The organism is Saccharothrix lopnurensis (genome assembly GCF_042658445.1).
GTDB classification, from domain to species: Bacteria; Actinomycetota; Actinomycetes; order Mycobacteriales; family Pseudonocardiaceae; genus Actinosynnema; species Actinosynnema lopnurensis.
Map to the genome: position 1 here is coordinate 58,486 of NZ_JBHSQO010000017.1, position 22,739 is coordinate 81,224.

Annotated in this window: 17 protein-coding genes; 8 read left to right on the forward strand and 9 right to left on the reverse strand. The window is 74.0% G+C overall.

Annotation, left to right across the window (positions count from 1 at the left end; genetic code table 11):
• Positions 1–458 precede the first annotated feature (458 nt).
• The 4 genes from ACFP3R_RS18525 to ACFP3R_RS18540 are packed head-to-tail and all read right to left on the reverse strand — an operon-like array spanning position 459 to position 2,951.
• Positions 459–1,277, reverse strand: a complete 819-nt coding sequence (locus ACFP3R_RS18525) for a hypothetical protein (RefSeq protein WP_380637476.1) — start codon at positions 1,275–1,277, stop codon at positions 459–461.
• Positions 1,274–2,215 carry an ABC transporter ATP-binding protein gene (locus ACFP3R_RS18530; protein ID WP_380637477.1) on the reverse strand — a complete coding sequence of 314 codons (942 nt, stop codon included), beginning with the start codon at positions 2,213–2,215 and terminating at the stop codon, positions 1,274–1,276. The genes ACFP3R_RS18525 and ACFP3R_RS18530 overlap by 4 nt, the downstream gene beginning before the upstream one ends.
• On the reverse strand, positions 2,212–2,472 hold the full coding sequence (locus tag ACFP3R_RS18535; RefSeq protein ID WP_380637478.1) for a helix-turn-helix domain-containing protein: 261 nt from the start codon (positions 2,470–2,472) through the stop codon (positions 2,212–2,214). Before ACFP3R_RS18535 ends, ACFP3R_RS18530 begins: the two co-directional genes overlap by 4 nt.
• Positions 2,472–2,951 (reverse strand): DUF2975 domain-containing protein, encoded by a 480-nt coding sequence (locus ACFP3R_RS18540; protein WP_380637479.1) that lies wholly within the window; start codon positions 2,949–2,951, stop codon positions 2,472–2,474. The genes ACFP3R_RS18535 and ACFP3R_RS18540 overlap by 1 nt, the downstream gene beginning before the upstream one ends.
• 129 nt (positions 2,952–3,080) lie before the next feature.
• On the opposite strand from ACFP3R_RS18540, the gene ACFP3R_RS18545 reads away from it, so the two are divergent.
• Positions 3,081–3,668, forward strand: coding sequence for an LURP-one-related family protein (locus ACFP3R_RS18545; protein WP_380637480.1), 588 nt, complete (start codon positions 3,081–3,083; stop codon positions 3,666–3,668).
• Between the two features lie 61 nt (positions 3,669–3,729).
• On the opposite strand, the gene ACFP3R_RS18550 is transcribed toward ACFP3R_RS18545, so the two are convergent.
• Together ACFP3R_RS18550 and ACFP3R_RS18555 are read right to left on the reverse strand one after the other, a co-directional pair.
• A complete protein-coding gene (locus ACFP3R_RS18550; RefSeq protein WP_380637481.1) occupies positions 3,730–5,019 on the reverse strand; it encodes a M14 family zinc carboxypeptidase in 1,290 nt (429 codons plus the stop codon).
• Between the two features lie 102 nt (positions 5,020–5,121).
• A complete protein-coding gene (locus ACFP3R_RS18555; protein ID WP_380637482.1) occupies positions 5,122–7,533 on the reverse strand; it encodes a N,N-dimethylformamidase beta subunit family domain-containing protein in 2,412 nt (803 codons plus the stop codon).
• Between the two features lie 583 nt (positions 7,534–8,116).
• Between ACFP3R_RS18555 and ACFP3R_RS18560 the strand changes: the two genes are divergently transcribed.
• Positions 8,117–9,778: a peroxidase family protein gene (locus ACFP3R_RS18560; RefSeq protein ID WP_380637483.1), complete on the forward strand. Its 1,662-nt coding sequence runs from the start codon at positions 8,117–8,119 to the stop codon at positions 9,776–9,778.
• A gap of 116 nt (positions 9,779–9,894) precedes the next feature.
• Complete coding sequence (ligA, locus tag ACFP3R_RS18565; protein WP_380637484.1) at positions 9,895–11,886, forward strand: NAD-dependent DNA ligase LigA; 1,992 nt, start codon at positions 9,895–9,897, stop codon at positions 11,884–11,886.
• Between the two features lie 60 nt (positions 11,887–11,946).
• Here ligA and ACFP3R_RS18570 read toward each other — a convergent pair whose 3' ends face one another.
• Both ACFP3R_RS18570 and ACFP3R_RS18575 read right to left on the reverse strand, forming a co-directional pair.
• The gene (locus ACFP3R_RS18570; RefSeq protein ID WP_380637485.1) at positions 11,947–12,126 is read right to left on the reverse strand and encodes a hypothetical protein; all 180 of its coding nucleotides are present in this window, start codon (positions 12,124–12,126) and stop codon (positions 11,947–11,949) included.
• 128 nt (positions 12,127–12,254) lie between these two features.
• Positions 12,255–13,529 (reverse strand): winged helix DNA-binding domain-containing protein, encoded by a 1,275-nt coding sequence (locus ACFP3R_RS18575; RefSeq protein WP_380637486.1) that lies wholly within the window; start codon positions 13,527–13,529, stop codon positions 12,255–12,257.
• A 121-nt stretch (positions 13,530–13,650) separates the two neighbouring features.
• Between ACFP3R_RS18575 and ACFP3R_RS18580 the strand changes: the two genes are divergently transcribed.
• The 5 genes from ACFP3R_RS18580 to ACFP3R_RS18600 all read left to right on the forward strand — a co-directional run bounded on the left by ACFP3R_RS18580 (position 13,651) and on the right by ACFP3R_RS18600 (position 21,232).
• Positions 13,651–14,646 (forward strand): helix-turn-helix transcriptional regulator, encoded by a 996-nt coding sequence (locus ACFP3R_RS18580; RefSeq protein WP_380637487.1) that lies wholly within the window; start codon positions 13,651–13,653, stop codon positions 14,644–14,646.
• A gap of 197 nt (positions 14,647–14,843) precedes the next feature.
• A complete protein-coding gene (locus ACFP3R_RS18585; RefSeq protein ID WP_380637488.1) occupies positions 14,844–17,234 on the forward strand; it encodes an ATP-binding cassette domain-containing protein in 2,391 nt (796 codons plus the stop codon).
• 110 nt (positions 17,235–17,344) lie between these two features.
• Positions 17,345–18,430, forward strand: a complete 1,086-nt coding sequence (locus tag ACFP3R_RS18590; RefSeq protein ID WP_380637489.1) for an NAD(P)/FAD-dependent oxidoreductase — start codon at positions 17,345–17,347, stop codon at positions 18,428–18,430.
• Between the two features lie 661 nt (positions 18,431–19,091).
• Entirely contained in the window at positions 19,092–19,739 is a 648-nt protein-coding gene (locus ACFP3R_RS18595) for a response regulator transcription factor (RefSeq protein ID WP_380637543.1), read from the forward strand.
• Complete coding sequence (locus tag ACFP3R_RS18600) at positions 19,736–21,232, forward strand: sensor histidine kinase (RefSeq protein WP_380637490.1); 1,497 nt, start codon at positions 19,736–19,738, stop codon at positions 21,230–21,232. Before ACFP3R_RS18595 ends, ACFP3R_RS18600 begins: the two co-directional genes overlap by 4 nt.
• On the opposite strand, the gene ACFP3R_RS18605 is transcribed toward ACFP3R_RS18600, so the two are convergent.
• A complete protein-coding gene (locus ACFP3R_RS18605; protein ID WP_380637491.1) occupies positions 21,213–22,721 on the reverse strand; it encodes an aromatic amino acid ammonia-lyase in 1,509 nt (502 codons plus the stop codon). The two genes, ACFP3R_RS18600 and ACFP3R_RS18605, sit on opposite strands and share 20 nt — an antisense overlap.
• Positions 22,722–22,739: the final 18 nt, after the last annotated feature.

Here is a 22,739-nt window from a genome sequence, read left to right on the forward strand (position 1 = left end):
TTCGAGGGTCGATCAGAGGCAGGGACCGTGCTGTGGAAGTTACTCAGCGCGACGCGCGATCGTCTCCGGCGAACGGGTGAGAAATTTTCGCATTAGGCGGGAGGTCGGGGACCTCCGGACCGGGAGGCGACCGGCCGGCCGGCGGCAGGGTTGGTGGTGGGGCGGCGGCCGGCCGGCAGCAGACCACCCCGGCACGACCCCTCCTCCGGAACACGTGGCGGGTGGACGCTGTGGTGACAGCCCCGCACTTCGCAACGGCACTCGGGGCCGTCCTGCTGGTGGCGGACGCCGGGCGTGCGGTCGCTCGGGCGCTGCGCCGGGTCGTCGTGGGCGAGTTGGTTCCCGGTGCGGCGACCGGCCCGCAGGGCCGATCGGCGGGCGGGCACGTCGTGGACCGGGTCGCCCCTCCTCCCGGCCCACGACGTGCCCTCGGTGTTCCGCGCGGGTTCCCCCGCCGTTCAGCGGTTCGCGTCGTCGCGCGACAGGTGCAGCCACCCCAGCAGCAGGGCGCCGCCGGCCCAGCCGAGCAGGGTGACCACCGCGGAGGTCGCCGTCATCCCCGGCAGCTCACCGATGAGCAGGAACGCCGCGCCCGACCCCGGCAGCACCCGCGCGACCGTGGTGGCCCACTCCTGGCCGAAGTTCAGCAGCACCAGCGGCAGCACGAGCATCAGCAGGAAGACCGCGACCAGCGCGCCGGCGGTGTTGCGCAGCAGGAAGCCGAGCCCGACCGCGAGGGCGGCGCCGGCCGCGAAGACGAGCGCGACCGGGGGCAGCACCTCCGCGCCCCGCGCCGCGGTGAGGTCGAGCACCGGCCGGGCCGTGGCGAAGGCCGTGAGCGCGGCGGCGACGGCCAGCAGCACGCCGAGCACCGCGGCCACCGCCACCGCCACGGTGGTGCGGGCGAGGAACAGCACCCCGCGCCGCGGCGTCCACTGGAGGGTGGGGACGATCCCGCCGGTCGCGTAGTCGGACGTCACCGCGGCCAGGGCCAGCGCGAGCAGGCCGAACTGCCCCGGCAGGACGGGGGCGGCCGCCGCCGTCCAGGCCGAACCGCCCGGGGACGGCGAGGGGTCGGCGGCCGTCTCGGAGCCGGCGATGGCCGCGATGCCCAGCATCACCCCCGCCGACCCGGCCAGGAACCACCAGCTGGCCTTGACCGTCCACAGCCGCGTCCACTCGGCGACGCAGGCGCGGGCGAACACGCGCCCGACGTGGACCCTCGCCGGGGTCGACGGGGCCGGGGTCGACCGGGCCGGGGTCGACGGCGCCGTCACCGCGCACCCCCCGCCGGCACGGGCTCGGCCTCGCCGCCGCCGCCGTGGTACTCCACGCTGTCACCGGTCAGTTCCACGTAGGCGTCCTCAAGGGATTGGCGCACCTCGGAGAGGTGCTGCAACGGGACGTCGCAGGCGTGGGCGAGCCTGCCGACCTCCTCGGCGGTGGTGTCCTCGACCCGCAGCTCGTGCTCGTCGACGCGCTCGACCACGAGGCCGCGCTCCCGGAACCCGGCCAGGAGCAGGTCCGGTCGCGGGCTGCGGACCCGCACCTGGAGGCGGCCCAGCCCGCCCAGGATCTGCTCGGTCGTCGCGTCCGCGATCAGGCGGCCCCGGCCGATGACGACGAGCCGGTCCGCGATCTGCTCCATCTCGCTGAGCAGGTGGCTGGAGACCAGCACGGTGCGGCCCTCGTCGGCGAGCTGCCGCAGCAGCCCGCGGATCCACCGGACGCCGTCGAGGTCCAGCCCGTTGACCGGCTCGTCGAACAGCAGCACGCCGGGGTCCCCGATCAGCGCCGCCGCGATCCCGAGGCGCTGCCTCATGCCCAGCGAGTAGCCCTTGATCCGGCGGCGGGCCGCGCGGCCGAGGCCGACCCGCTCGATCACCTCCTCCACCCGGCGCGCCGGGATGCCGTTCGCCCTGGCGGCCACGCGCAGGTGGGCGCGCCCGGTGCGGCCGGGGTGCGCCGCGCCGGGGTCGAGCAGCGCGCCGACCTCCCGGAGCGGTTCGGCGAACGCGGTGTAGAGGCGCCCGTTGACCAGGGCCTGCCCGGAGGTGGGCCGGTCGAGGCCGAGCACCACCCGCATCGTGGTGGACTTCCCGGCCCCGTTCGGCCCGAGGAAGCCGGTGACCTTGCCCGGCTCGACGTCGAAGCTCAGGTCGTCGACGGCCAGGACGTCGCCGTAGCGCTTGGTCAGCCCGCGGACCCCGATCACCGGTGACCGTCCGCCCCGGGGTCGGTGGGCACGGGCGCGCCGTGCTCGTCGACCTCGTCGACCCACTCCAGCAGGTCGCCGGGCTGGCAGTCGAGCACCCGGCACATGGCCTCCAGGGTGCTGAAGCGGACGGCCTTGGCGCGGCCGTTCTTCAGCACCGCCACGTTCGCCGGCGTGAGCCCCACGCGCTCGGCGAACTCCCCCACGCTCATCTTGCGCTTGGCCAGCTCCACGTCGATGCGCACGATGATCGGCATCAGATCACCGACTCCATGTCGGCGCGCAACCTGGTGGCCTGCCGCAGCAGCGCCCGCATCACCACCATCAACAGGCCCAGCGCGGCGACGCCCACCGACATCAGGAACAGCATCAGCGGCAGGCCGGGGTCGGTCGCGTTGAAGCCGACGTAGAGCAGCACGCCCGCGAGCGTCACCCACCCGGCGGCGATGGCCCACACGATGACGTCCACCCACTTCAGGGCGCCCTCGCTGAAGATGCGGTCGTTCTTGACCAGGGTGAGCAGCTTCCAGGTGGCCACGACCACCACCTGGACGCACAGCACCCAGAACACGGTCACGGCGGTCGCCGGCCACCTGAGGTAGGCGAACTCGGGCGACTCCCGCGCCATGTGCGCGAACTGGCCGGGCAGCGACATCACCTGGAACAGGAGCAGCAGCCCGAACAGCACGACAAGGAAGATTCTCAACGGGCCGACTGCCCGATGCTCTGCGAACATGCATCGAGTATCGGTGCCTACCTATCGAATGTCAATCGATAGCTATCGTGTCGCAACATCCGGCCCCAAAGTCAAGCCTGTCACCCGTCCGGGTGAGAGACTGCGGGTTGACGAGGTCGAGGGGGAACGATGCTTTCGCAGGCGACGAACGTGCTGCACATGCACCAGAAGGTCACCCTGATGGTGAACCGCTACGAGGTCTTCGCCGACGAGGGCGGGGAGCCGGGACAGCTCGTCGCGTTCGTCGAGCAGAAGCGGATGGCCTTCAAGGAGCAGGTGACCATCTACACCGACGCCGGCCGGAGCCGGGTGCTCGCGGGCTTCCGCGCGCGCAAGGTGATCGACCTGGGCAGCGGCTACGACGTGACCGACGGCGACGGCCGGTCCATCGGGGCGTTCCGCAAGGACTTCGGCCGGTCCCTGACCAACTCCACCTGGCACCTCGACCAGGCGGGCGCGCCGACGGCCACCGGCAACGAGCGCAACGCCGGCCTGGCGATCCTGCGCCGCGTGTGGGGCCTGCTCCCGTTCGTCAACAACGTGCCGTTCCCGTTCCGCTACCACTTCGACTTCACCCGCGACGGCCGGCCGGTGTTCAGCGTGGACAAGAAGACCTGGGTCCGCGACCACTACCTGATCCGGATCGTCGACCCGCAGGTGGACCGGCGCGTGGTGATCGCGCAGGCCGTCGCGGTGGACGCGCTCCAGTCCCGGTAGGCGGAACGGGGCCCCGGGGAACTCCCCCGGGGCCCCGTCGCGGTCTCGCGACCCTCTGCGGTCAGTGCTCCAGCACGTCGACGCGCGGGTCGTCGACGCGGCGCTCGGCGTCCGCGCCGCCGGTGCCGATGTTCGGGCCCCGGGGCGGGATGCGGTCGTAGTCGGCCGGGTCGAGCCGGTTCACCTGGCCGCTGGCGATGCTCGACAGCATCCCGTCCAGCCCGACGTAGACGCTGCGGACGAGCATGGCCCGGTGCTGCTGGCCCAGCGTCTGGGTCTGCCCGCGCACCTCGAACAGCACGGTGCCGCTGCCGTTGAGGGCGAAGGAGCCGAGCCCGGTGCCGGGCAGGTTCGTGTCCTGCGGGTAGAGCGTGATGTTGCCGAACGCCGGGCGGTTGGCGGCCGCGGCCTGGAGGGCGTTGTTCACCGCGACGTTGAGCCGCTTCGAGTAGTCCAGGTCGTACCGGTCCGCGTACTGCTCCAGGCCCGGCGTGGTGGCCGGGTCGTCGACGAACCTGCCGGAGATCGACAGCGTGACGAACTCGTCCGGCTCGGCGGGCATCACGTAGCAGGCGCCCTGGTGGTGCAGGTCCACGTAGGTGTCCACCTCGCCGAACTCGGCGGTGAGGCCCCGGTAGACGTCCCGGACGGCCCGGGTCTCCGGCGAGAGGTACCAGCCGGTCTGCGCGGACGTGCCCGGGAAGTCCTCCTCGCGCGGCACGTAGTCCAGGTTCGGGTGGTAGTCGCGGTTGATGTCGAAGCCCGGCCGCGCCGAGTAGTCGTCACCCTGGAGCGACCGGGTGTAGTAGTTCCACGCGGGCCGGCTGCCGCGCAGCTGCGGGAAGCGCGCGGTCACCTCCTGCCAGGTCATGTCGTTGCCGCGGCGGTCCAGCTCCGCGCCGTCGGGGTTCATCTTGGGGATCGCCACGATGGTCAGCTCGCTGCGCCACCGCTCGGCCTTGGCGCTCTCGCTGGTGCCGACCCAGTCGAGCAGGTCGAGCAGGGCGTCCGTCCCGGTCTTCTCGTTGCCGTGGATCTCGCTGGTCAGCAGCACGGCCTTGCGGCCGGTGCCCACCCGCGCCGACCAGATCGCCCGGCCGCGGTTGCTGTGGCCGAGCTGCTCCACCTCGACCCGGCCACCGCTGACGCGCTCGATGCGGTCGAGCTCGACCCCGAGTTCGCGGTGGTCGGTGAACTGGTTGACGGGCAGGTCGCGGGGCGTCTCGCTGCACGTGGTGGCCAGCATGACCTGGTCTTGCGCGGCATGGGCGGGCAGAGCGGTGACGGTGGCGCCGAGCAGGGTGAGGGTGCTGAAGGCGATCAGGGCGGCGGATCGTCTGCGTACGGGCACGGGTGGACTCCTCCGGTGTGCGACAGGGAGCACGCACCCGCATGGTAGTTAGTTACGATAACGAATGGAATGGGCAACTCGTCCGTTTCGCCCACCCGTGGCTCACGGCACGGGCGACCACGCCACGTCGACCCAGTAGTTGCTGCCCTGGTAGGTCCGGTCCGGGAAGCCGGCGCCCAGGCGGTACATGCCGTTGGGGCCGTCCACGCCGGACCGCAGGCCGGTGAGCGGTTCCAGGTACCGGGACTCGCGGCTGAAGTACTCCTTGTCCGCCGCGTAACGGCCGGCGGGCGAGAAGTACGAGACCACGTAGGTGGTGTTCGCGGTGACCGCCACGGGCGTCGTGAAGGTCAGCACCTGCCAGCCGCTCGCGGTCTCGTTGGTGAACGTGCCGGTGGCCAGCCGCTGGCCGGTGGCCGACCACAGCGAGCCGGTGTGGGTGCCGGTGTTGCCGGCCCCCTTGTAGAACCGGACGCCGTGCACCTGGCCGTCGACGCCCGCGCGCCACTTCACGCCCAGCTCCAGCGGGGTGCCGTCCGCGTTGTCGGGCGCGGCCGGTGTGTCGGCCGTCGTCCACAGGCCGCACGGGCACGTCCGCGGGGACACGCCGACCGAGGCCGCCACCGGGGCGGACAGGTTCAGCGAGTCGTCCACCGCGCGCACCCGCAGCTGCAGCTGCCCGGAGGCCGTGGGCGTGTGGGTGTGGGACCACGTGCCCTGGCCGGCCTGCCAGTTCGCCGGGTGCCAGCGGGCGCCGCCGTCGGTGGACACCTCGACCCCGGCGACCCGGCCGGCCGCGTCGGTCACCGTGCCGGAGAACGTGTACGGCGCGCCGACCGCGGAGATCGGGGACACGCTGGTGTAGGCGACCGCCGGCGGCTGCGCGTCGGTGACGCCGGTCGCCTGGACCAGGTTCGCCTGGAGGGTCGCGGCGGCCACGCCCATGTCGGCCAGGAAGTTGACGGTGGCCTGCTGCATCCGGACGTCGGAGGTGGGGGTGTTGGTCAGGAAGGCGTGGTCGTCGTCCACGCCCCACGCCCACTGCACGGTGCCCGCGCCGAACACCAGCGACCCGCTCAGGTGCCGGTAGTAGGTGATCGCGTGGGTCTCGGTGCCGGAACCGTACTGGTCGCCGTGGTTCTTCAGCACGTAGGCGCCGTTGAGCTGGACCGTGGTCCGCGACATCTTCGCCACGCCGGCGGGCTGGAACCCGTTGTCCGGCACCGTGTTCCACTCGTAGCCGAGGGTGCCCGGCCGGAACGTGTGGGTGGAGCCGGCGGCCATGTCCTGGAGGTCGGTGTGCCGCCACAGCCGCATCTTGCCGTACGCGGCGGGCACCTGGAGGGAGTCCTCGCGGCGACCGGAGACGGTGAAGATGTTGCCCAGCAGGGCGTTCTCCGGTCGGCCGCCGTCCTGGGGCGGGCTGTGGCGCGGGTCGCGCCAGGTGCCGGTCCAGTCGTCCAGGCCGTCGTCCTGCTCGCCCTTGGTCTCCTTGTAGCAGGCCAGGGTGCGCCAGTCGGTGCGCGAGGAGTCGACGGACTTCTCCCAGCGGGTCTTCCAGAAGATCTCGTTGCCGGTCAGGAACGCCAGGTGCACCCCCGCCGCGCGGGCCGCCTCCACGTTCGCGCGCTGCTCGTTGGACCAGTACTCGTCGTGACCCACCGCCATGAACACCCGGTGGTTCCGGATGAGGTGCCCGCGCCGCGCCGAGTCCACGTCGGTGGTGTAGCTCAGGTCGTAGCCGTTGCGCTCCAGGAACCGCAGCATCGGGTACTCGGCGTTGAACACGAAGTTGTCGTCCCCGTCGCCGCCGGTGTAGGGGCGGTTGTAGCTCACCTTGTACGCCTGCCCGCCCTGCCCCGGACCGTCGCCGAAGTACAGGCTGTTGCCGCCGTACCGGTTGTACGCCGCCCACGTCGCGTCGGAGGTCTGGAACAGGACGTCCGAGGTGCTCGTGTCGTCGCGGACCACGAACACGATCTCGTTCTCCGCGCCCGTGTCGTCGCGGTGCGCCCGCGCGTAGTAAACGCCCGAGACCGCGTCCACCGGCACGTCCCAGCTCACCGAAACAGCCCAGTTCCCGCAATCGATCAGCGCCGAGGGGCCGTCGCGGAGGCACGCCGGTTGTTGCTGCGCCGAATTCCGCGACACCGATCCGACGAACCGCGCGCCCTTGCCCGCGTAATAACCCAACCGGTAGACGTCCAGGCGATAGGCGGAGGCGTTGGTGAGCACCTTGAAATCGACCCGGCCGCCCGGCACCGCGCTGATGTCGGTCGAATAACCGACGATCGACGGGTCCCGGTAGGCGACCTGCCAGCCGTCGGCCCCCGCCTTCGTGTTCTCGCACGCCACCCGGTTCACCACCGGCGCGTCGCAGGGCGCGGCCACCACGACGCGCGGCACGACGCCGTTGACCGCCACGACCAGCCCCAGCGTGGCCAGCACCACCGCGAACAACCGCAGGAACGTCCCCGCCGGTCCTGAGCTCAACCGCGCGTACCGCGTCGTCATGACGAGCCACCCCTCAGATGCCACCGGCAGTTCACCGTGCGAGCGCTGTCGCATCAGCGGCAATTCGCCATTCCGGAAGTCGACCACGGCACATCGGGTGTTACAACACCCCGAACGGTGCACCCGTTCGCCGCAACGCGACCGGTGCTTTTGTTGTGCCGAACAGCGCGCTGACCCTATTTCGGCGGTCAGACCGGGCTCGGGTTGACACGCGCGAAAATCCCCTGGCGTCGCGATGGGGGAAGTACGGGTGGGGCGCCGTGCGCGGAGCAGGCCGCCGAGCGGGGCGGGGCGCCGGCCGACCAGGCCACCGCGGTCGCCCGGGTCCCCTCGGCCGCCGCCCGCGCGGGTGCCTTCGCACGGGCGCGTGCGGTGCGCGGTGGGCACCGCCGGCACGATTCCCGGCACACCGACGAGACGGGGGTTTCCCGGCGGGGTGGACTACAAAGGGACCGGGAAATGCGGATCACCCTGCGGACGATCACCATTTGCTGGTACATGTGGGACGAGGGCGTCCACAGGGGGTGCGACCGCCCCGCTCCCGCTTTGGTCGGGGGCACTTCTCACGGACTCGGGGGAGTCTATGAAACAGCACGGCAGGAACAGCTTCTTCGTCGTCGGCGAAGGGGTGATCGAATTCGACCGCGACGGCGTGGCGCACACGCGCCACCCGGCCGCGGTCGAGGAGCTGCGACGGTTCCGCTTCTCCCGGATGGGGCCGGAGGGTCCCCCGCTCGACGAGGGGACCCGGGTGGCGCTGGCGACCGCGATGACCGCGGCGGGCGGGCAGCCGGAGTCCACCGACCCGCCGGTGCCGGCGGGGTTCACCTACCTCGGCCAGTTCGTCGACCACGACCTGACGATGGACCGGACCGAGACCCGGCTCGGCGAGGACGTGACCCTCGACGAGCTGGTGCAGGGCCGCTCGCCGGCGCTCGACCTCGACTCGGTCTACGGGCGCGGCCCGGACGACCCGATCGACCGGGTGTGCTACGCCGCGGACCGGGTCAAGCTGAAGGTCGGCACGACCTCGCCCGTGGGCCCACCGGCCGACGAGCTGGTCTCCCGGCCGGTGGAGGGCTTCGACCTGCCCCGGTTCGGGCAGGGCGGGCTGACCGAGGAGGACCGCAGGCGCCCGCTGATCCCGGACCCGCGCAACGACGAGAACCTGGCCGTGGCGCAGACGCACCTGGCGTTCATCAGGTTCCACAACCGGGTGGTCGACGAACTCGCGCTGCGCGGCCTGACCGGGCGGCGGCTGTTCGAGGCGGCGCGCGGCCAGGTGGTGCGGCACTACCAGTGGGTGCTGCGCCACGACCTCCTGCCCCGGATCGTGGACCCGGCGATCGTGGACGACGTGTTCACCCGCGGCAGGCGGTTCTTCGAGGCGCCCCGCCGGGGGCGGCGACCGGTGGGCCCGCACCCGACGATGCCGCTGGAGTTCGCGGTGGCCGCGTACCGGTTGGGCCACAGCATGATCCGGTCGCAGTACGAGTGGAACCGGGTGTTCAACACGGGCACCGGCATCCCGGCGACGCTGCGCCTGCTGTTCGTGTTCAGCGGGACCTCCGGCAACTTCGACCCCGGGTCGTCGCTGGCGGACCTGGACAACCCGCACCACGAGAGCGTCGACGCGCTGCCCACCAACTGGATCGCGGACTTCCGCAGGCTGTACGACTTCACCGAGGCCGACCGGCCGGACCTGGCGCCGCCCGCCGGCGGCGGCAACGCCACCATGCGGATCGACTCCCTGCTGGTGAACCCGCTGGACCAGCTGCCCGCCGGCACCTTCGGCGGGCGCGGGACGGTGTTCGAGGAGATCCAGCGCAACCTCGCCTTCCGCAACCTGACCCGGGCGACCATGGTCCGGCTGGCGAGCGGGCAGCAGATGGCGGAGTGCCTGGGCGTCGAGCCGCTGACCGCGGAGCAGGTCCTGGTCGGCAACGGGGGCGCGTCCCTGGACGCGCTGACCGACGGGCAGAAGGACGCCGTCGCCACCGCCACCCCGCTGTGGTTCTACGTGCTGCGGGAGGCGGAGTTCACCGGCGGCCTGCTCGGACCGGTCGGCGGCCGGATCGTGGCCGAGGTGTTCCACCGGGCGATGGAGGGCAGCCGGACGTCCATCGTGCGCGAGCCGTCGTGGCGGCCCACGCTCGGCCCGGACCGCCGGACGTTCCGGATGACCGACCTCCTGCTGTTCGCCTTCGACGGCAAGGCGGACCTGCTCAACCCGCTGGGCGACTGACCGTCCCGGAGGGGTGGCGACACCCCTCCGGCGGTCCCGCCCCTCGCCCGACCGTGTCCGCGGAGATCCGGCCGGGGTGCGGGACGTCGTCGGTGCGGGCCGGTAGCGTCCCCGCCGTGGACGTTCAGGAGCGCATTCGGGAACTCGCCGACCGGGTCGTGGTGCTGCGCGACGCGTACTACCGGGGTTCGCCGCAGGTGGCGGACGCGGAGTACGACGCGATCGAGGACGAGCTGCGGGGGCTGGTCGAGGCCAACCCGGAGCTGGCGCCCGACCCGAACCCGCTGGAGCAGGTGGGCGCGCCGGCGGTGCTGCACGCGCCGGTCCGGCACTCGCGCCCCATGTTGTCGCTGGAGAAGGCGACCAGGCCCGAGCAGGTCGCCGCGTTCTTCGACCGCTTCCCCGGTCAGCCGGTGGTGGTGATGCCGAAGCTGGACGGGCTGTCGCTGGCGCTGGTCTACGAGGACGGGCGGCTGGCGCGGGCGGTCACCCGGGGGGACGGTACGACCGGCGAGGACGTGACCGTGCTGGTGCGGGCGCTGACCGACGGGGTGCCGGCGCGGGTCGACGTGCCGGGCCGGGTCGAGGTGCGCGGCGAGGCGGTCATGCTGCGGTCCACGTTCGCCGCCTACAACACCGTGCACGTGGACAAGCCGCTGATCAACCCGCGCAACGCCGCCGCGGGCACGCTGCGCGCGAAGGACCCGGCCACGGTCGCCGGGCGGGAGCTGCGGTTCTTCGCCTTCGACCTGGACACCTCCGGGGACACCGCCGCGGCCGACCTGGAGCAGGGGTTGCGGACGCTCGGGTTCGACGTCGCCGAGATGCGCCACTGCGGCAGCGCGGAGGAGGCGCAGGAGGTGATCACCGGCATCGAGCGGGGGCGCAACGACCTGGACTTCGACCTGGACGGCGCGGTGCTGCGGCTGGCCGACCGGTCCGCCTTCGCGGCGGCCGGGACGCGGTCGAACTCCCCGCGCGGCGCGCTGGCGTTCAAGTTCGCCGCCGAGGAGAAGACGACCGTGCTGTCCGATGTGGTCTGGGACGTCGGCAAGACCGGCAAGATCGCCCCGGTGGCGCACCTGGAGCCGGTGTTCGTGGGCGGCACCACGGTCACCCGCGCGACGCTGGCCAACCAGGAGGTCATCCGGGCGCGCGGCATCCGGATCGGCGACACGGTGCTGGTCCGCCGGGCCGGCGACGTGATCCCGTTCGTCGCCGGGGTGCTGGACGAGTCCAGGCGCACGGGCGAGGAGCGGGAGATCGTGCCGCCCGACGCGTGCCCGTCGTGCGGGCACGGGCTGACCGAGCAGGGCAACAGCCGCGAGCTGTTCTGCACCAACGTCGCCTGCCCCGCCCAGACCGTGCGGCGGCTGATCCACTGGGCGTCCCGCGCGGCGGCGGACGTCGAGGCCGTCGGTCCGGTGTGGATCGAGCGGCTGGCCGAGGTCGGGTTGCTGGAGAACCCGTCGGACCTCTACGCGCTGACCAAGGAGCAGCTGCTGGAGTTCGAGCGCATCGGCGAGGTCTCGGCCACGCGCATGATCGACTCGATCGCCGCGAGCCGGGCCGTGGGGCTGCGCCGCGCGCTGATCGGGCTGGCGATCCCGATGGCCTCGGAGGGCACGGCGGCCCGGCTGTGCCGCGCGGGCTTCGGCTCGCTGGAGGAGGTCGCCGACGCGGGCGAGGAACGGCTCGTGGAGGTCGAGGACATCGGGCCCAAGGTCGCCGCCTCGCTGGTCGAGCACCTGACCCGCCTGCGGCCGGAGCTGGAGCGGCTGCGGGAGCGCGGGGTGTCGCTGGACGTGCGCGAGGAGGACCTCCCGCCCGTCGTCGCCTCGGACGCGCCGCTGGCGAACAAGACCGTGGTGGTCACCGGTTCGATCAGCGACCCGCGCTCCGGCGAGAAGGTGCCCCGCCCCACCTTCCAGCGGCTGTGCCAGAAGGCGGGCGCGACCACCGCGACCTCGGTCTCCGCGAACACCGACTACCTGATCACCGGCGCGGACGTGGGCGCGAGCAAGCTCACCAAGGCCGAGAAGCTCGGGGTCGAGGTCGTCGACCAAGGGGTGATCTGGCAGCAGCTGATCGCGGCCGGCATCGCCTAGGGGTGCGGTGCGGTGCGGTGGCCCGGCTCGGCAGGTCGTCGAGCCGGGCCCGCCGGTCGGTCAGTTGCTCCAGGTGTACCCGTTCGTCCCGAGGTGGCCGTTGCTCCAGGTGAACCCGTTGCTCCAGGTGAACCCGTCGGTCGACACGGCCTCGTCGGCGGCGGCCGGGATCGCCGGGACGAGCAGGGCCGTGCCGATCGCGAGCGCGAGGACCGGCAGCATCCGCAGGATCTTTGCCATGGCGCTTCCTTCCCGGTGCGGTGAGGTGGCCTGGCCGCCTGGTGGGCGCAGGCCGGTCCAGTCTGGCAGAGCGGGAGCGGTGGTGGAGCGGTCGATCGGGACCTGATGCACACCCCTGGACGGCCCCGCTAGGTGGTGGCGATCCGGACGCGGTCGCTGTCGCCGTCGGTCAGGAACAGCGCCAGTTCCCGCCCCTGGTCGGCGACGGCGGTGCGGTCGGTTCGGGGCAGGGGGTGCAGCGGCGTGACGACCACGGTGCCCGCCTCGGTGGTCCAGGTCGCGGAGACCCGGCCGTCGACCAGGACGACGCGGTGGCCGGCGACGGAGAGGCCGCGGTGGGCGTGGTCGATGATCCGGTCGCGGTCGTGGTAGCCCAGGATCGCGTTGTCGAAGGCGGGCAGGAACCGGACCGGGGCGGGGGTGTCGGGGTCGGGGCGAGGGGCGTCGGGCAGGTCCAGCAGCTCCCGGCCGCGCTCGTCGCGGAAGCGGACCAGCTCCTCGCGGACGGCGGCCACCGCGGTGGGCAGCCCGGTCAGGCCGCACCAGGCGCGCAGGTCGGCGGTCGCGGCGGGGCCGAAGGCGGCGAGGTAGCGGCGCACCAGCTCGCGGCCGACCGGGTCGGTGCCGGTCGGATCTCCGGCAGCCGGGCCCGCGCCGGCCGGGTGGCGCCCGGCCGAGCCCGCGCCACCCGAGCCCGCGCCACCCGAGCCCGCGCCGGCCGGGACTGCCCCGCCCAACCCCGCGCCTCCCAACCCCGCGCCGGCCGGACCAACGCCGCCCGGCCCCACGCCGCCCGGATCGCGACCATCCCCGGCCGGCGGGTCGACCTCGCGCCCCAACCACGAGGAGAGCAGGGCGTTGCGCACACCCCCCTTGGCGCGCCACACCCCGCGCGGCGGCAGCTGCACCACCGGGATCAGGGCCGCCACCAGCACCTCCCCCAGCGCCCGCGTCCCCACCCCCGGCCAACGCTCGGCCACCTCGCGGGCCAGCTCGCCCATCGAGCGGGGCCGACCGTCGGCCATCACCTCCCGGCCCGCCGCCGCCAGCTCCTCCAGGTCCACCCCGTCCAGCTCGCGGCGGTAGACCCCCAGCACCCGCTGCCGCAGCATGGCGTCGTGGCGTGCCCGCCACGCCAGGACGTCCTCGGCGGCGAGGAGGTGCACGGTCCGGCGCATGAGGTGGGTCCGCACCACCCGCCGCCCGGTCAGCAGGTCCGAGAGCACCCGAGGGTCGAACCCGCGCAACCGCGACCACAGCCCCACGAACGGCTCCTGCGGCTCCTGCGCCTGCAACCCGCACAGGTGCGCCACGGCGTCGAGGACCGGCAGGTCGGCGCGGTCGAGCAGCAGCTGCCGGGCGAGCGTCGCGCGGTTGAGCGCCCGGCGGTCCAGGAGCGTCACCGGGTTCCCCCGCCCGGCGTCGGGATCGCGGTGGACGGGGTGGTCGTGGTGTTCGGCACGGCGCCACCCTCGCACCGATACCGGTCAGCTCCTGTCCTCTTCTCCCGGCATCATGGAGGTCGTGCCGAAGACCTCAGCGCGACTGCTCTCGTTGCTCTCGCTCCTCCAGGCGCGCCGGGACTGGCCTGGGGCGCTGCTGGCGCAGCGGCTGGACATCAGCCCGCGCACCGTGCGCCGCGACGTCGACCGCCTGCGCGAGCTCGGCTACCCCGTCGTGGCCACCAAGGGTCCCGACGGCGGGTACCGGCTCGACGCCGGCGCGGAACTGCCCCCGCTGCTGTTCGACGACGAGCAGGCCGTGGCGCTCGCCGTCGCGCTCCAGGTCGCCGCCACGACCGGCGCCGACCTCGGGGAGGCCGCGGCCCGCGCGCTGGCCACCGTCCGGCAGGTCATGCCCGCCCGGCTGCGCCACCGCGTCGACACCCTCCGGATCACCGCCGTCGAGCCGCCCGCGACCCGACCGGAACCGCAGGTCGACGGCGCCGTGCTCGTGGCGCTCAGCGCCGCCGTCCAGGCCCGCGAGGTGCTGCGCTTCGACTACGCGTCCCCGGGAGACCCGGACGTCGACGGCACGCGGCCCCCGCGCCGGGCACAGCCGCACCACCTCGTCACCCGGGGCGGGCGCTGGTACCTCGTCGCCTGGGACCTCGACCGGGAGGACTGGCGCACCTTCCGCGCCGACCGGATCACCCCGCGCGTGCCCACCGGTCCCCGCTTCACCCCGCGCGACCTGCCCGGCGGTGACGTGGCCACCTTCGTCACCGGCAGGTTCCGGGGCTCGGACGGCTCGGGCGACTGGCCCTGCCGCGGCGAGGTGATCCTCGACCTGCCCGCCGCGGCCGTGTCCCGCCACACCCGGGACGGGGTCGTCGAGGAGCTCGGCCCGGACCGGTGCCGGCTCGTCCTGGGCTCGTGGTCGTGGTCCGGCCTGGCCGCCGCCGTCGGCAGGTTCGACGCGGACTTCGAGGTCGTCGGCCCGGCGGAGCTCGGGGACGCCTGCGCGCACCTGGCCCGCCGCTACGCCGACGCGGCGCTGCCCGGTCGACGCCGGGGGTGACGTGCGGCACGTCGCCGGCGCCGAGGTCGCGCACCTCGTCGGCACCCGGCGCGCGGGCCGCGGCCAGGAGTTCGGGCGCGGTGTCGGACACCACGACCCGCGCCGCGCCCGCCGACCGGGCCGCCGTCGCGACCAGGCAGCCGATCGGTCAGGAACCGAGAAGCGCCGGCCGGCCACCGGCACCTAGGGTGACCTCCATGACGGACACCCGGTCGTCCGCGCGCTCGTCCGCGCGGCACGTCGCCGACAGCCACGAGCTGATCCGCGTGCACGGCGCGCGCGTGAACAACCTCAAGGACATCAGCGTCGAGATCCCCAAGCGCAGGCTGACGGTGTTCACCGGCGTCTCGGGCTCGGGCAAGAGCTCGCTGGTGTTCGGGACCATCGCCGCCGAGTCGCAGCGGATGATCAACGAGACCTACAGCGCGTTCGTGCAGGGGTTCATGCCGACGCCGGCGCGGCCCGACGTGGACGTGCTCGAAGGGCTGACCACCGCGATCGTCATCGACCAGCAGCGGATGGGCGCCGACCCCCGCTCCACCGTCGGCACCGCCACCGACGCGAACGCGATGCTGCGCATCCTGTTCAGCCGGCTCGGGCGGCCGCACATCGGCTCGCCCAACGCGTTCTCCTTCAACGTGGCCACGGTCCGGGCCAGCGGCGCGATCACCGTCGAGCGGGGCGCGGCCACCAAGGCGGTGAAGGCGACGTTCACCCGCGTCGGCGGCATGTGCACGCGCTGCGAGGGCCGGGGCGCGGTCTCCGACATCGACCTGAGCCAGCTCTACGACGACTCCAGGTCGATCGCCGAGGGCGCGTTCACCATCCCCGGCTGGAAGTCCGACAGCTGGTGGACCGTGCGGACCTACGCCGAGTCGGGCCTGCTGGACCCGAACAAGCCGATCCGGGAGTTCACCGAGAAGGAGATGCGGGACTTCCTGCACCACGAGCCGATCAAGGTCAAGGTCGAGGGCGTCAACCTCACCTACGAGGGGCTGATCCCCCGGATCCGGAAGTCGTTCCTGGCCAAGGACCGGGAGGCGATGCAGCCGCACGTCCGGGCGTTCGTCGACCGGGCGGTCACCTTCAGCACCTGCCCGGAGTGCGACGGCACGCGGCTCAGCGAGGAGGCCCGCTCCTCCCGGATCGGCGGGATCGGCATCGCCGACGCCTGCCGGATGCAGATCAGCGACCTGGCCGACTGGGTCCGCGGCCTGGCCGAGCCGTCGGTGGCCCCGCTGCTCACCACCCTGGGTCGCACCCTCGACTCGTTCGTGGAGATCGGGCTGGGCTACCTCTCGCTGGAGCGGCCGGCGGGCACGCTGTCGGGCGGCGAGGCGCAGCGCGTGAAGATGATCCGCCACCTGGGCTCCTCGCTCACCGACACCACCTACGTCTTCGACGAGCCCACCGCGGGCCTGCACCCGCACGACATCCAGCGGATGAACGACCTGCTGCTGCGGCTGCGGGACAAGGGCAACACGGTGCTCGTCGTGGAGCACAAGCCGGAGGTCATCGCGATCGCCGACCACGTCGTCGACCTCGGTCCCGGCGCGGGCTCGGCGGGCGGCGCCATCTGCTTCCGGGGCACGGTGGAGGAGCTGCGGGCGAGCGACACCACCACCGGCCGCCACTTCGACGACCGGTCCTCCCTCAAGGCGTCGGCGCGCCGGCCCACCGGCGCGCTGGAGATCCGCGGCGCGTCGACGCACAACCTCCGCGACGTGGACGTGGACGTCCCGCTCGGGGTGCTCTGCGTGGTCACCGGTGTCGCGGGCTCCGGCAAGAGCTCGCTGGTCCACGGCTCCATCCCCGCCGCCGCGGGCGTCGTGCCGGTCGACCAGGCGCCCATCAAGGGCTCGCGGCGCAGCAACCCGGCCACCTACACCGGTCTGCTCGAACCGATCCGCAAGGCGTTCGCCAAGGCCAACGGCGTGAAGCCGGCGCTGTTCAGCGCCAACTCCGAGGGCGCCTGCCCGAACTGCAACGGCGCGGGCGTCGTGCACACCGACCTGGCGATGATGGCCGGCGTCGCCACCACCTGCGACGAGTGCGAGGGCAGGCGGTTCGACTCCTCGGTGCTCGTCCACCACCTCGGCGGCCGCGACATCAGCGAGGTGCTCGCCCTGTCGGTGGGCGAGGCCGAGGAGTTCTTCGGCGCCGGCGAGGCCCGCGTCCCCGCCGCGCACGCCGTCCTCACCAGGCTGGTCGACGTCGGGCTGGGCTACCTCACCCTCGGCCAGCCGCTCACCACCCTCTCCGGCGGCGAGCGGCAGCGGCTCAAGCTGGCGACCCACATGGGCGAGAAGGGCGGCGTCTACGTCCTGGACGAGCCGACCTCCGGCCTGCACCTCGCCGACGTGGAGCAGCTGCTGGGCCTGCTGGACCGGCTCGTCGACGCCGGCAAGTCGGTCATCGTCGTCGAGCACCACCAGGCGGTCATGGCCCACGCCGACTGGATCATCGACCTGGGTCCCGGCGCCGGCCACGACGGCGGCCGCGTCGTCTTCGAGGGCACCCCGGCCGACCTGGTCGCCGCCCGCTCCACCCTCACCGGCGAGCACCTGGCGGCCTACGTCGGCGCCTGAACCCGTCGGCGCCTGAACCCGTCGGCTCCGGTGGAGGAGCCGTGGAGGTCCGGTGGAGGTGTGGTGGTGACGGGGCCGTTCCCGCGCCGGCCGCACTACGTTGCGCCGTTGTGGAAACCGTGGACGTGGTGGTGGTCGGCGCGGGGCTCGCCGGGCTGGAGACGGCGCGACTGCTGGCGTCCCGGGGCCTGGACGTCCTCGTGTGCGACCGCCGCCGCCACCTGGACGTCGGCATCCGGACCACCGGCATCTTCGTCCGGCGGACGCTGGAGGACTTCCCGCTGCCGGAGCGGCACCTGGGCCCCGCCGTGCGGCGCGTCCTGCTCTACCCGCCGTCGCTGCGCGCGCCGGTCGAGCTGACCAGCCCCCGCGACGAGTTCCGGGTGGCCGACATGGCCGGCGTCTACGCGGAGGCCCGGTCCCGGGCCGAACGGGCGGGGGCGCGGGTGCGACTCGGCACCCCCTACCCCGTGCGGGGCGTCGAGGCGCGCTTCACCATCGGCGCCGACGGGGCCCGCTCGACCGTCGCCCGCCGACTGGGCCTGGACGTCAACCGGCACCTGATCACCGGCGTCGAGGAGGTTTTCCCGGTCGCCACCACCTCGACCCCGACGTTCCACTGCGTGCTGGACCCCCGCCTGGCCCCCGGCTACCTGGCCTGGCTCGTCGACGACGGCCGGCAGGCGCACCTCGGCCTGGCCGGGCTGCCCGACCGGCTGGCCGCGCCGCTCCCCCGGCTGCTGCGCGAGTTCCGCGCCGGGTTCCCGGACCCGCCGGCCCCGACCGGCCCGCTCCACCGCCGCGGCGGCCCCATCCCGGTGGGCGGCGTCCTGCGCCGGATCGCCTGCCCCGACGGCCTGCTGGTGGGCGACGCGGCGGGCGCGGTCTCACCCCTGACCGCGGGCGGCCTGGACCCGTGCCTGCGCATGGCGGACCTGGCCGCCGCCGTCACCGCCGACTACCTGCGCACCGGCGACCCCTCGGTGCTCCGCCACTACGACGGGCGGGCCCTGCGCGCCCGCTTCCGCCTCCGGCTCCTGCTGCGCCGCGGCCTCTCCCGGCTGCGCGGCCCCGCCACCACCGAGGCGGCCTTCACCGCGCTGCGCACGCCGCTCGGCCGGGCCGCCGCCGCCCGCCTGCTCTTCGGCGACGGGTCGTTCCCGAACACCCGGCTCGAACCGGCGACGGCCCGCTGACCCGCGCCCGTGCGGGCCGGGGGCCGGGGTCGGGGTGGCGATGCGGGCCGCCACCCGACCGGTTCGGCCCACGAGCCAGCGCACCACGCGGCTCGGTCCGCGGGGGTCGCCCGACACCCGCGGGTGCCGCTGTCCTCGTAGGACGCGGAGCCGGACACGATGCCGGCGCGGTTGATCCCGGTGACGTTCACCGAGCGCCGGGCGATCGCGTCGACCGAGGTCGGTGACCGTGGTGGCGGCGTGGGCCGACCCGGCGGTGGCGGTGCCGGCTCCACGCCGGCCGGTGCGCGAACAGCCGTCGGTCGGACGGGCCGCGCCACACCACGGAGCCGGGAACCGTGCGAGGAACCGCACCAGTTCCGCCCTCCGGACCCGTGGCCGAAGCTGTCGCCGAGCTGTCGATGCGGCCCTCGGTCCACCGGGGACGGTCGCGAATCCACTGGATCTTCGGATCTCCGGACGTCTCGTGAGCGGGAAAAACTGTCCGACACCTGTCGGTCGCACGGCCGATAGGCGTAGTCGCGCAACGGCGATACCCGCGTTGCCGCCCCCTGATCAACCACCGGGGGCAGGTGGTCCGTCACGTTGACGGACCACGGGGAAATGGGATTCTGATGGGGTGCAGGGCGCCATCGGGACCTCGCCGATCGACCGCTTCCGACTGCTCCTGGTCGAGGACGACCACGAGCTCGTGGAGTTGCTCTCCGGCGCCCTGACCGACGAGGGCTACGCCGTGGACGTGGCCACGGACGGACAGCGCGGGCTGCACCTCGGGCTCACCCGCCCCTACGACGTCGTGGTCATCGACCGCGGGTTGCCCGCCATGGACGGGCTGGACCTGCTGGTGCGGCTGCGGGCGCGGTCCGTGCGGGCGCGGGCGCTGGTGCTGACCGCGCTGGGCACCGTGCACGATCGGATCGACGGGCTCGACGCGGGCGCCGACGACTACCTGGTCAAGCCGTTCGACCTGGACGAGCTGAGCGCGCGGCTGCGGGCGCTGTGCCGGCGCGCGCTGGAGGTGACCGACGTGCTGCGGATCGGGGCCGGGCACCTGGACGTCCGGCAGCGCGAGGTGGTGCTGCCCGACGGCGGGCGGGTGCCGCTCACGGCCCGGGAGTTCGCGCTGCTGCGGGTGCTCGCGACCCACCCGGGCACCGTGCACACGCGGGCCTCGCTGCGGCGGCGGGTGTTCCACGACGCGCCCGCCCAGTCCATTGTGGACACCTACGTGTACTACCTGCGGAACAAGATCGACCGTTCGGTGGTGCACACCGTGCCGGGGATCGGCTACCGCTTGGGGGCGTTGTGAGCCGTTCGTGGGCCGAGGCGGAACGCGTGGTGCTCCGGCGGACGCGCCTGCGGGTCGGCGTGCTGGTGGGCCTGGCGATCACCGTGCTGGTCGCGTTCGTCGGCGGGATCGCCTACGCCGTCATGACGCACACCCAGGACGCGCAGGTGGCGCGCGAGCTGCGGTACAGCGCCTCGTACGGGACGCCGGCCACACCACCGGGCTGCACGTGGCTGTTCACCCTCGTGGGCGGCGTGGTCGACGACGGGGTGCTGCGGGTGCCCCGGGGGTTCCCGCTGCGCGGCGACCTCGACGCGGTGCGGGCCTCGCGCCGGGAGATCGAGCGCACCGTCACCCGCAACGGCACCAGGTACCTGGTGCTCACGCGACCGGGCGCCGAGGACGCTGCGGTGCAGGCGGTGTTCGACACCCGCTACCAGCTCGCCGACCGGCGGCACCTGCTGCTGGCGCTGGCGATCGCGGAGTTCTGCGGTCTGGTCGCGGCGGTCGTGACAGGGCTGATGGTGGGCCGGCGCGCGGTCGCGCCGCTGGCGGAGGCGCTGGCCAGGCAGCGGCGGTTCGTCACCGACGCGAGCCACGAGCTGCGGACGCCGATCGCGCGGGCGCACACGCGGGTGCAGCTGCTGGTGCGCCGCGCCGCGGCGGCCCACCTGCCCGACGACCACCGCGCCGGCCTGGACAAGCTCGCCGGTTCGATCCGCGGGCTCGGGGACGTGGTCGACGACCTGCTGCTGTCGGCGCGGTTGGGCGACGAGTCGGCCGGACTCGACGGCCGGGCCGTCGACCTGGCCGCGCTGGCGGAGGCCGCGGTGGCGGCGGAGGGCGAGCGGGCCGGCGAACGGCGGATCGCGCTGGCCGTCGAGCGACCCGCCGGGCCGCTGGTGGTGACGGGTGTGGAGACCGCGTTGCGGCGCGCGGTCGACGAGCTGCTGGCGAACGCGGTGCGCCACACCCCGGCGGGTGGGCGGATCGACGTGCGGTTGGGGCGGGGGCGGGACGGGCACGTCGAGCTGACCGTCTCGGACACCGGGGAGGGGTTCGACCAGGCCGAGGCGGATCGGCTGTTCGAGCGGTTCCACCGGGGGGCGGGTGGGGCGGTCAAGGGGGGCAAGGCGGGCAAGGCGGGCTGGACGAGCAGGGCAGGTGGGGTAGGCAAGGCGGGCTGGACGGGCAGGGCGGGTTGGGTAGGCGGGGCGGGCGGGGCGGGCGGGGCAGGTGGGACGGGCGGGGCAGGTGGGACGGGCGGGTCGGAGCTGCGCTTCGGGCTGGGGCTCGCGCTGCTGCGGGAGGTGGTGACCGGCCACGGGGGCACGGTCGAGGCGACCGGGCACCCGGGCCAGGGCGCCCGCTTCACGCTGCGGCTGCCGGCGGCCGATCCCGGAGACCTGGCACCAGGCCCCGCGCCCGTCACCGCCCCCACCCCCACTTCCAGGCCCAGCCCCACCCCGAGCCTGACCGACCCGGAACCGGAGATCAGCACCGGAACCCGGTGACCAGGTCGGCGGCGAGGCGGACGTCCGCGTCCAGCGGGCGGTCCGGGTCGACCGGCGGGATCGCGTCGGCCAGCGCGTCGAGCAGCGCGGCGCACCGGGGCGCGGTCGGCCGCCTGCCACCCACGTGCACGGCCTGCCGCAGCCCCAGCGCGAGCGAACCGCACAGCAGCCGGAGCAGTCCGGCCACGTCGTAGGCGCGCAGCGCGGCCTGGGTGCCGAACGGCACGACGTCCTGGTTGTGCAGGTTCGTCGGCAGGCTCTGGGTGCCGGCGGGCAGGGCGGCGCGGCGGATCTCGGCGACGAACGCGGTCGTGGCGAGCTGCACGCCCTGGAGCCCGTGCTGCTGCCCGGGACCCGCCGCCAGCATCGGCGGCAGCCCGGTGTTGCGGACCGGGTCGACGAGCAGGTCCAGCTGCCGCTCGGCCAGGTTGCCCAGCGACGCGGTGACCGCGGCCAGCACGTCGGCGGCGATCGCGGCCGGCTGGCCGAAGAAGTTGCCGCCGTGCGCGACGAGGTCGTCCTCGGGGAAGAACAGCGGGTTGTCGCTGACACCGGCCAGGTCGGCGGCCACGACGCCGTCCACGTAGCGCAGCGCGTCCTCGACCGCGCCGATCAGCTGCGGGGAGCACCGGATGCTGTAGGGCTCCTGGAGGGAGCGGGCGCCGCTGGGGACGGTGCCGGCCAGCACGTCGCGCATGTGGTCGGCGACGGTGGTCGCGCCGGGGTGGCCGTACGCGGTGATCAGGCGCGGGTCGAGGAAACCGGGGTCGCACCCGAGGACGTCCGCGAGCAGGCAGGTGAGGTCCTGCACGGCGCGGTGCGAGGCGCGCACGTCGTCGAGCGCGAGGGCCAGGGCGGCGGTCGTGACCGAGGTGCCGTTGACGAGCGCCAGCGCGTCGCGGCCGTCGAGGGTGAGCGGGGTGAGCCCGGTGCGGCGCAGGGCCTCGTCGGCGGGCAACCGCTCGCCGTCGACGTAGGCGTGGCCCCGGCCGCGCAGGGCCTGGGTCGCGTAGGCGAGCGGGATGAGGTCGCCGCTCGCGCCGACCGAGCCGTACCGGGGGATCGCCGGCACGAAGGTGGTGGCGAACATCGCGGCGAGGCCGTCCACGACGTGCGGCGAGACCCCGGAGAGCCCCTGGGCCAGCGACCACGTCCGCACCAGCAGCGCGGCGCGGGCGATGTCGGCGGGCAGGTCGGGCCCCTGGCCCGCGCCGAGGTGGGCCAGGGTGTTGTCGCACTGGTCGGCCTCGTCGGCGCGGCCGGCGAAGCCGATGAGGGCCCCGAACCCGGTCTTGGCGCCGTAGACGGGCCGCGCGTCGTCGGCGAGCACGGTGCGCAGGAACTCGCGGCCGCGGTCGAGCCGGTCCCGGACGGCGGGGCCGACGAGCACCGGGAGCGGGGATGCCGCACGCTGGAGGTCGGCACCGCGCAGCGGTGCGCCGAGGTCCACGGGGGTGCCGGTCACGGCGCCGGTGGTGGTCGTGGTCACGACACGGAACGTAGGCGG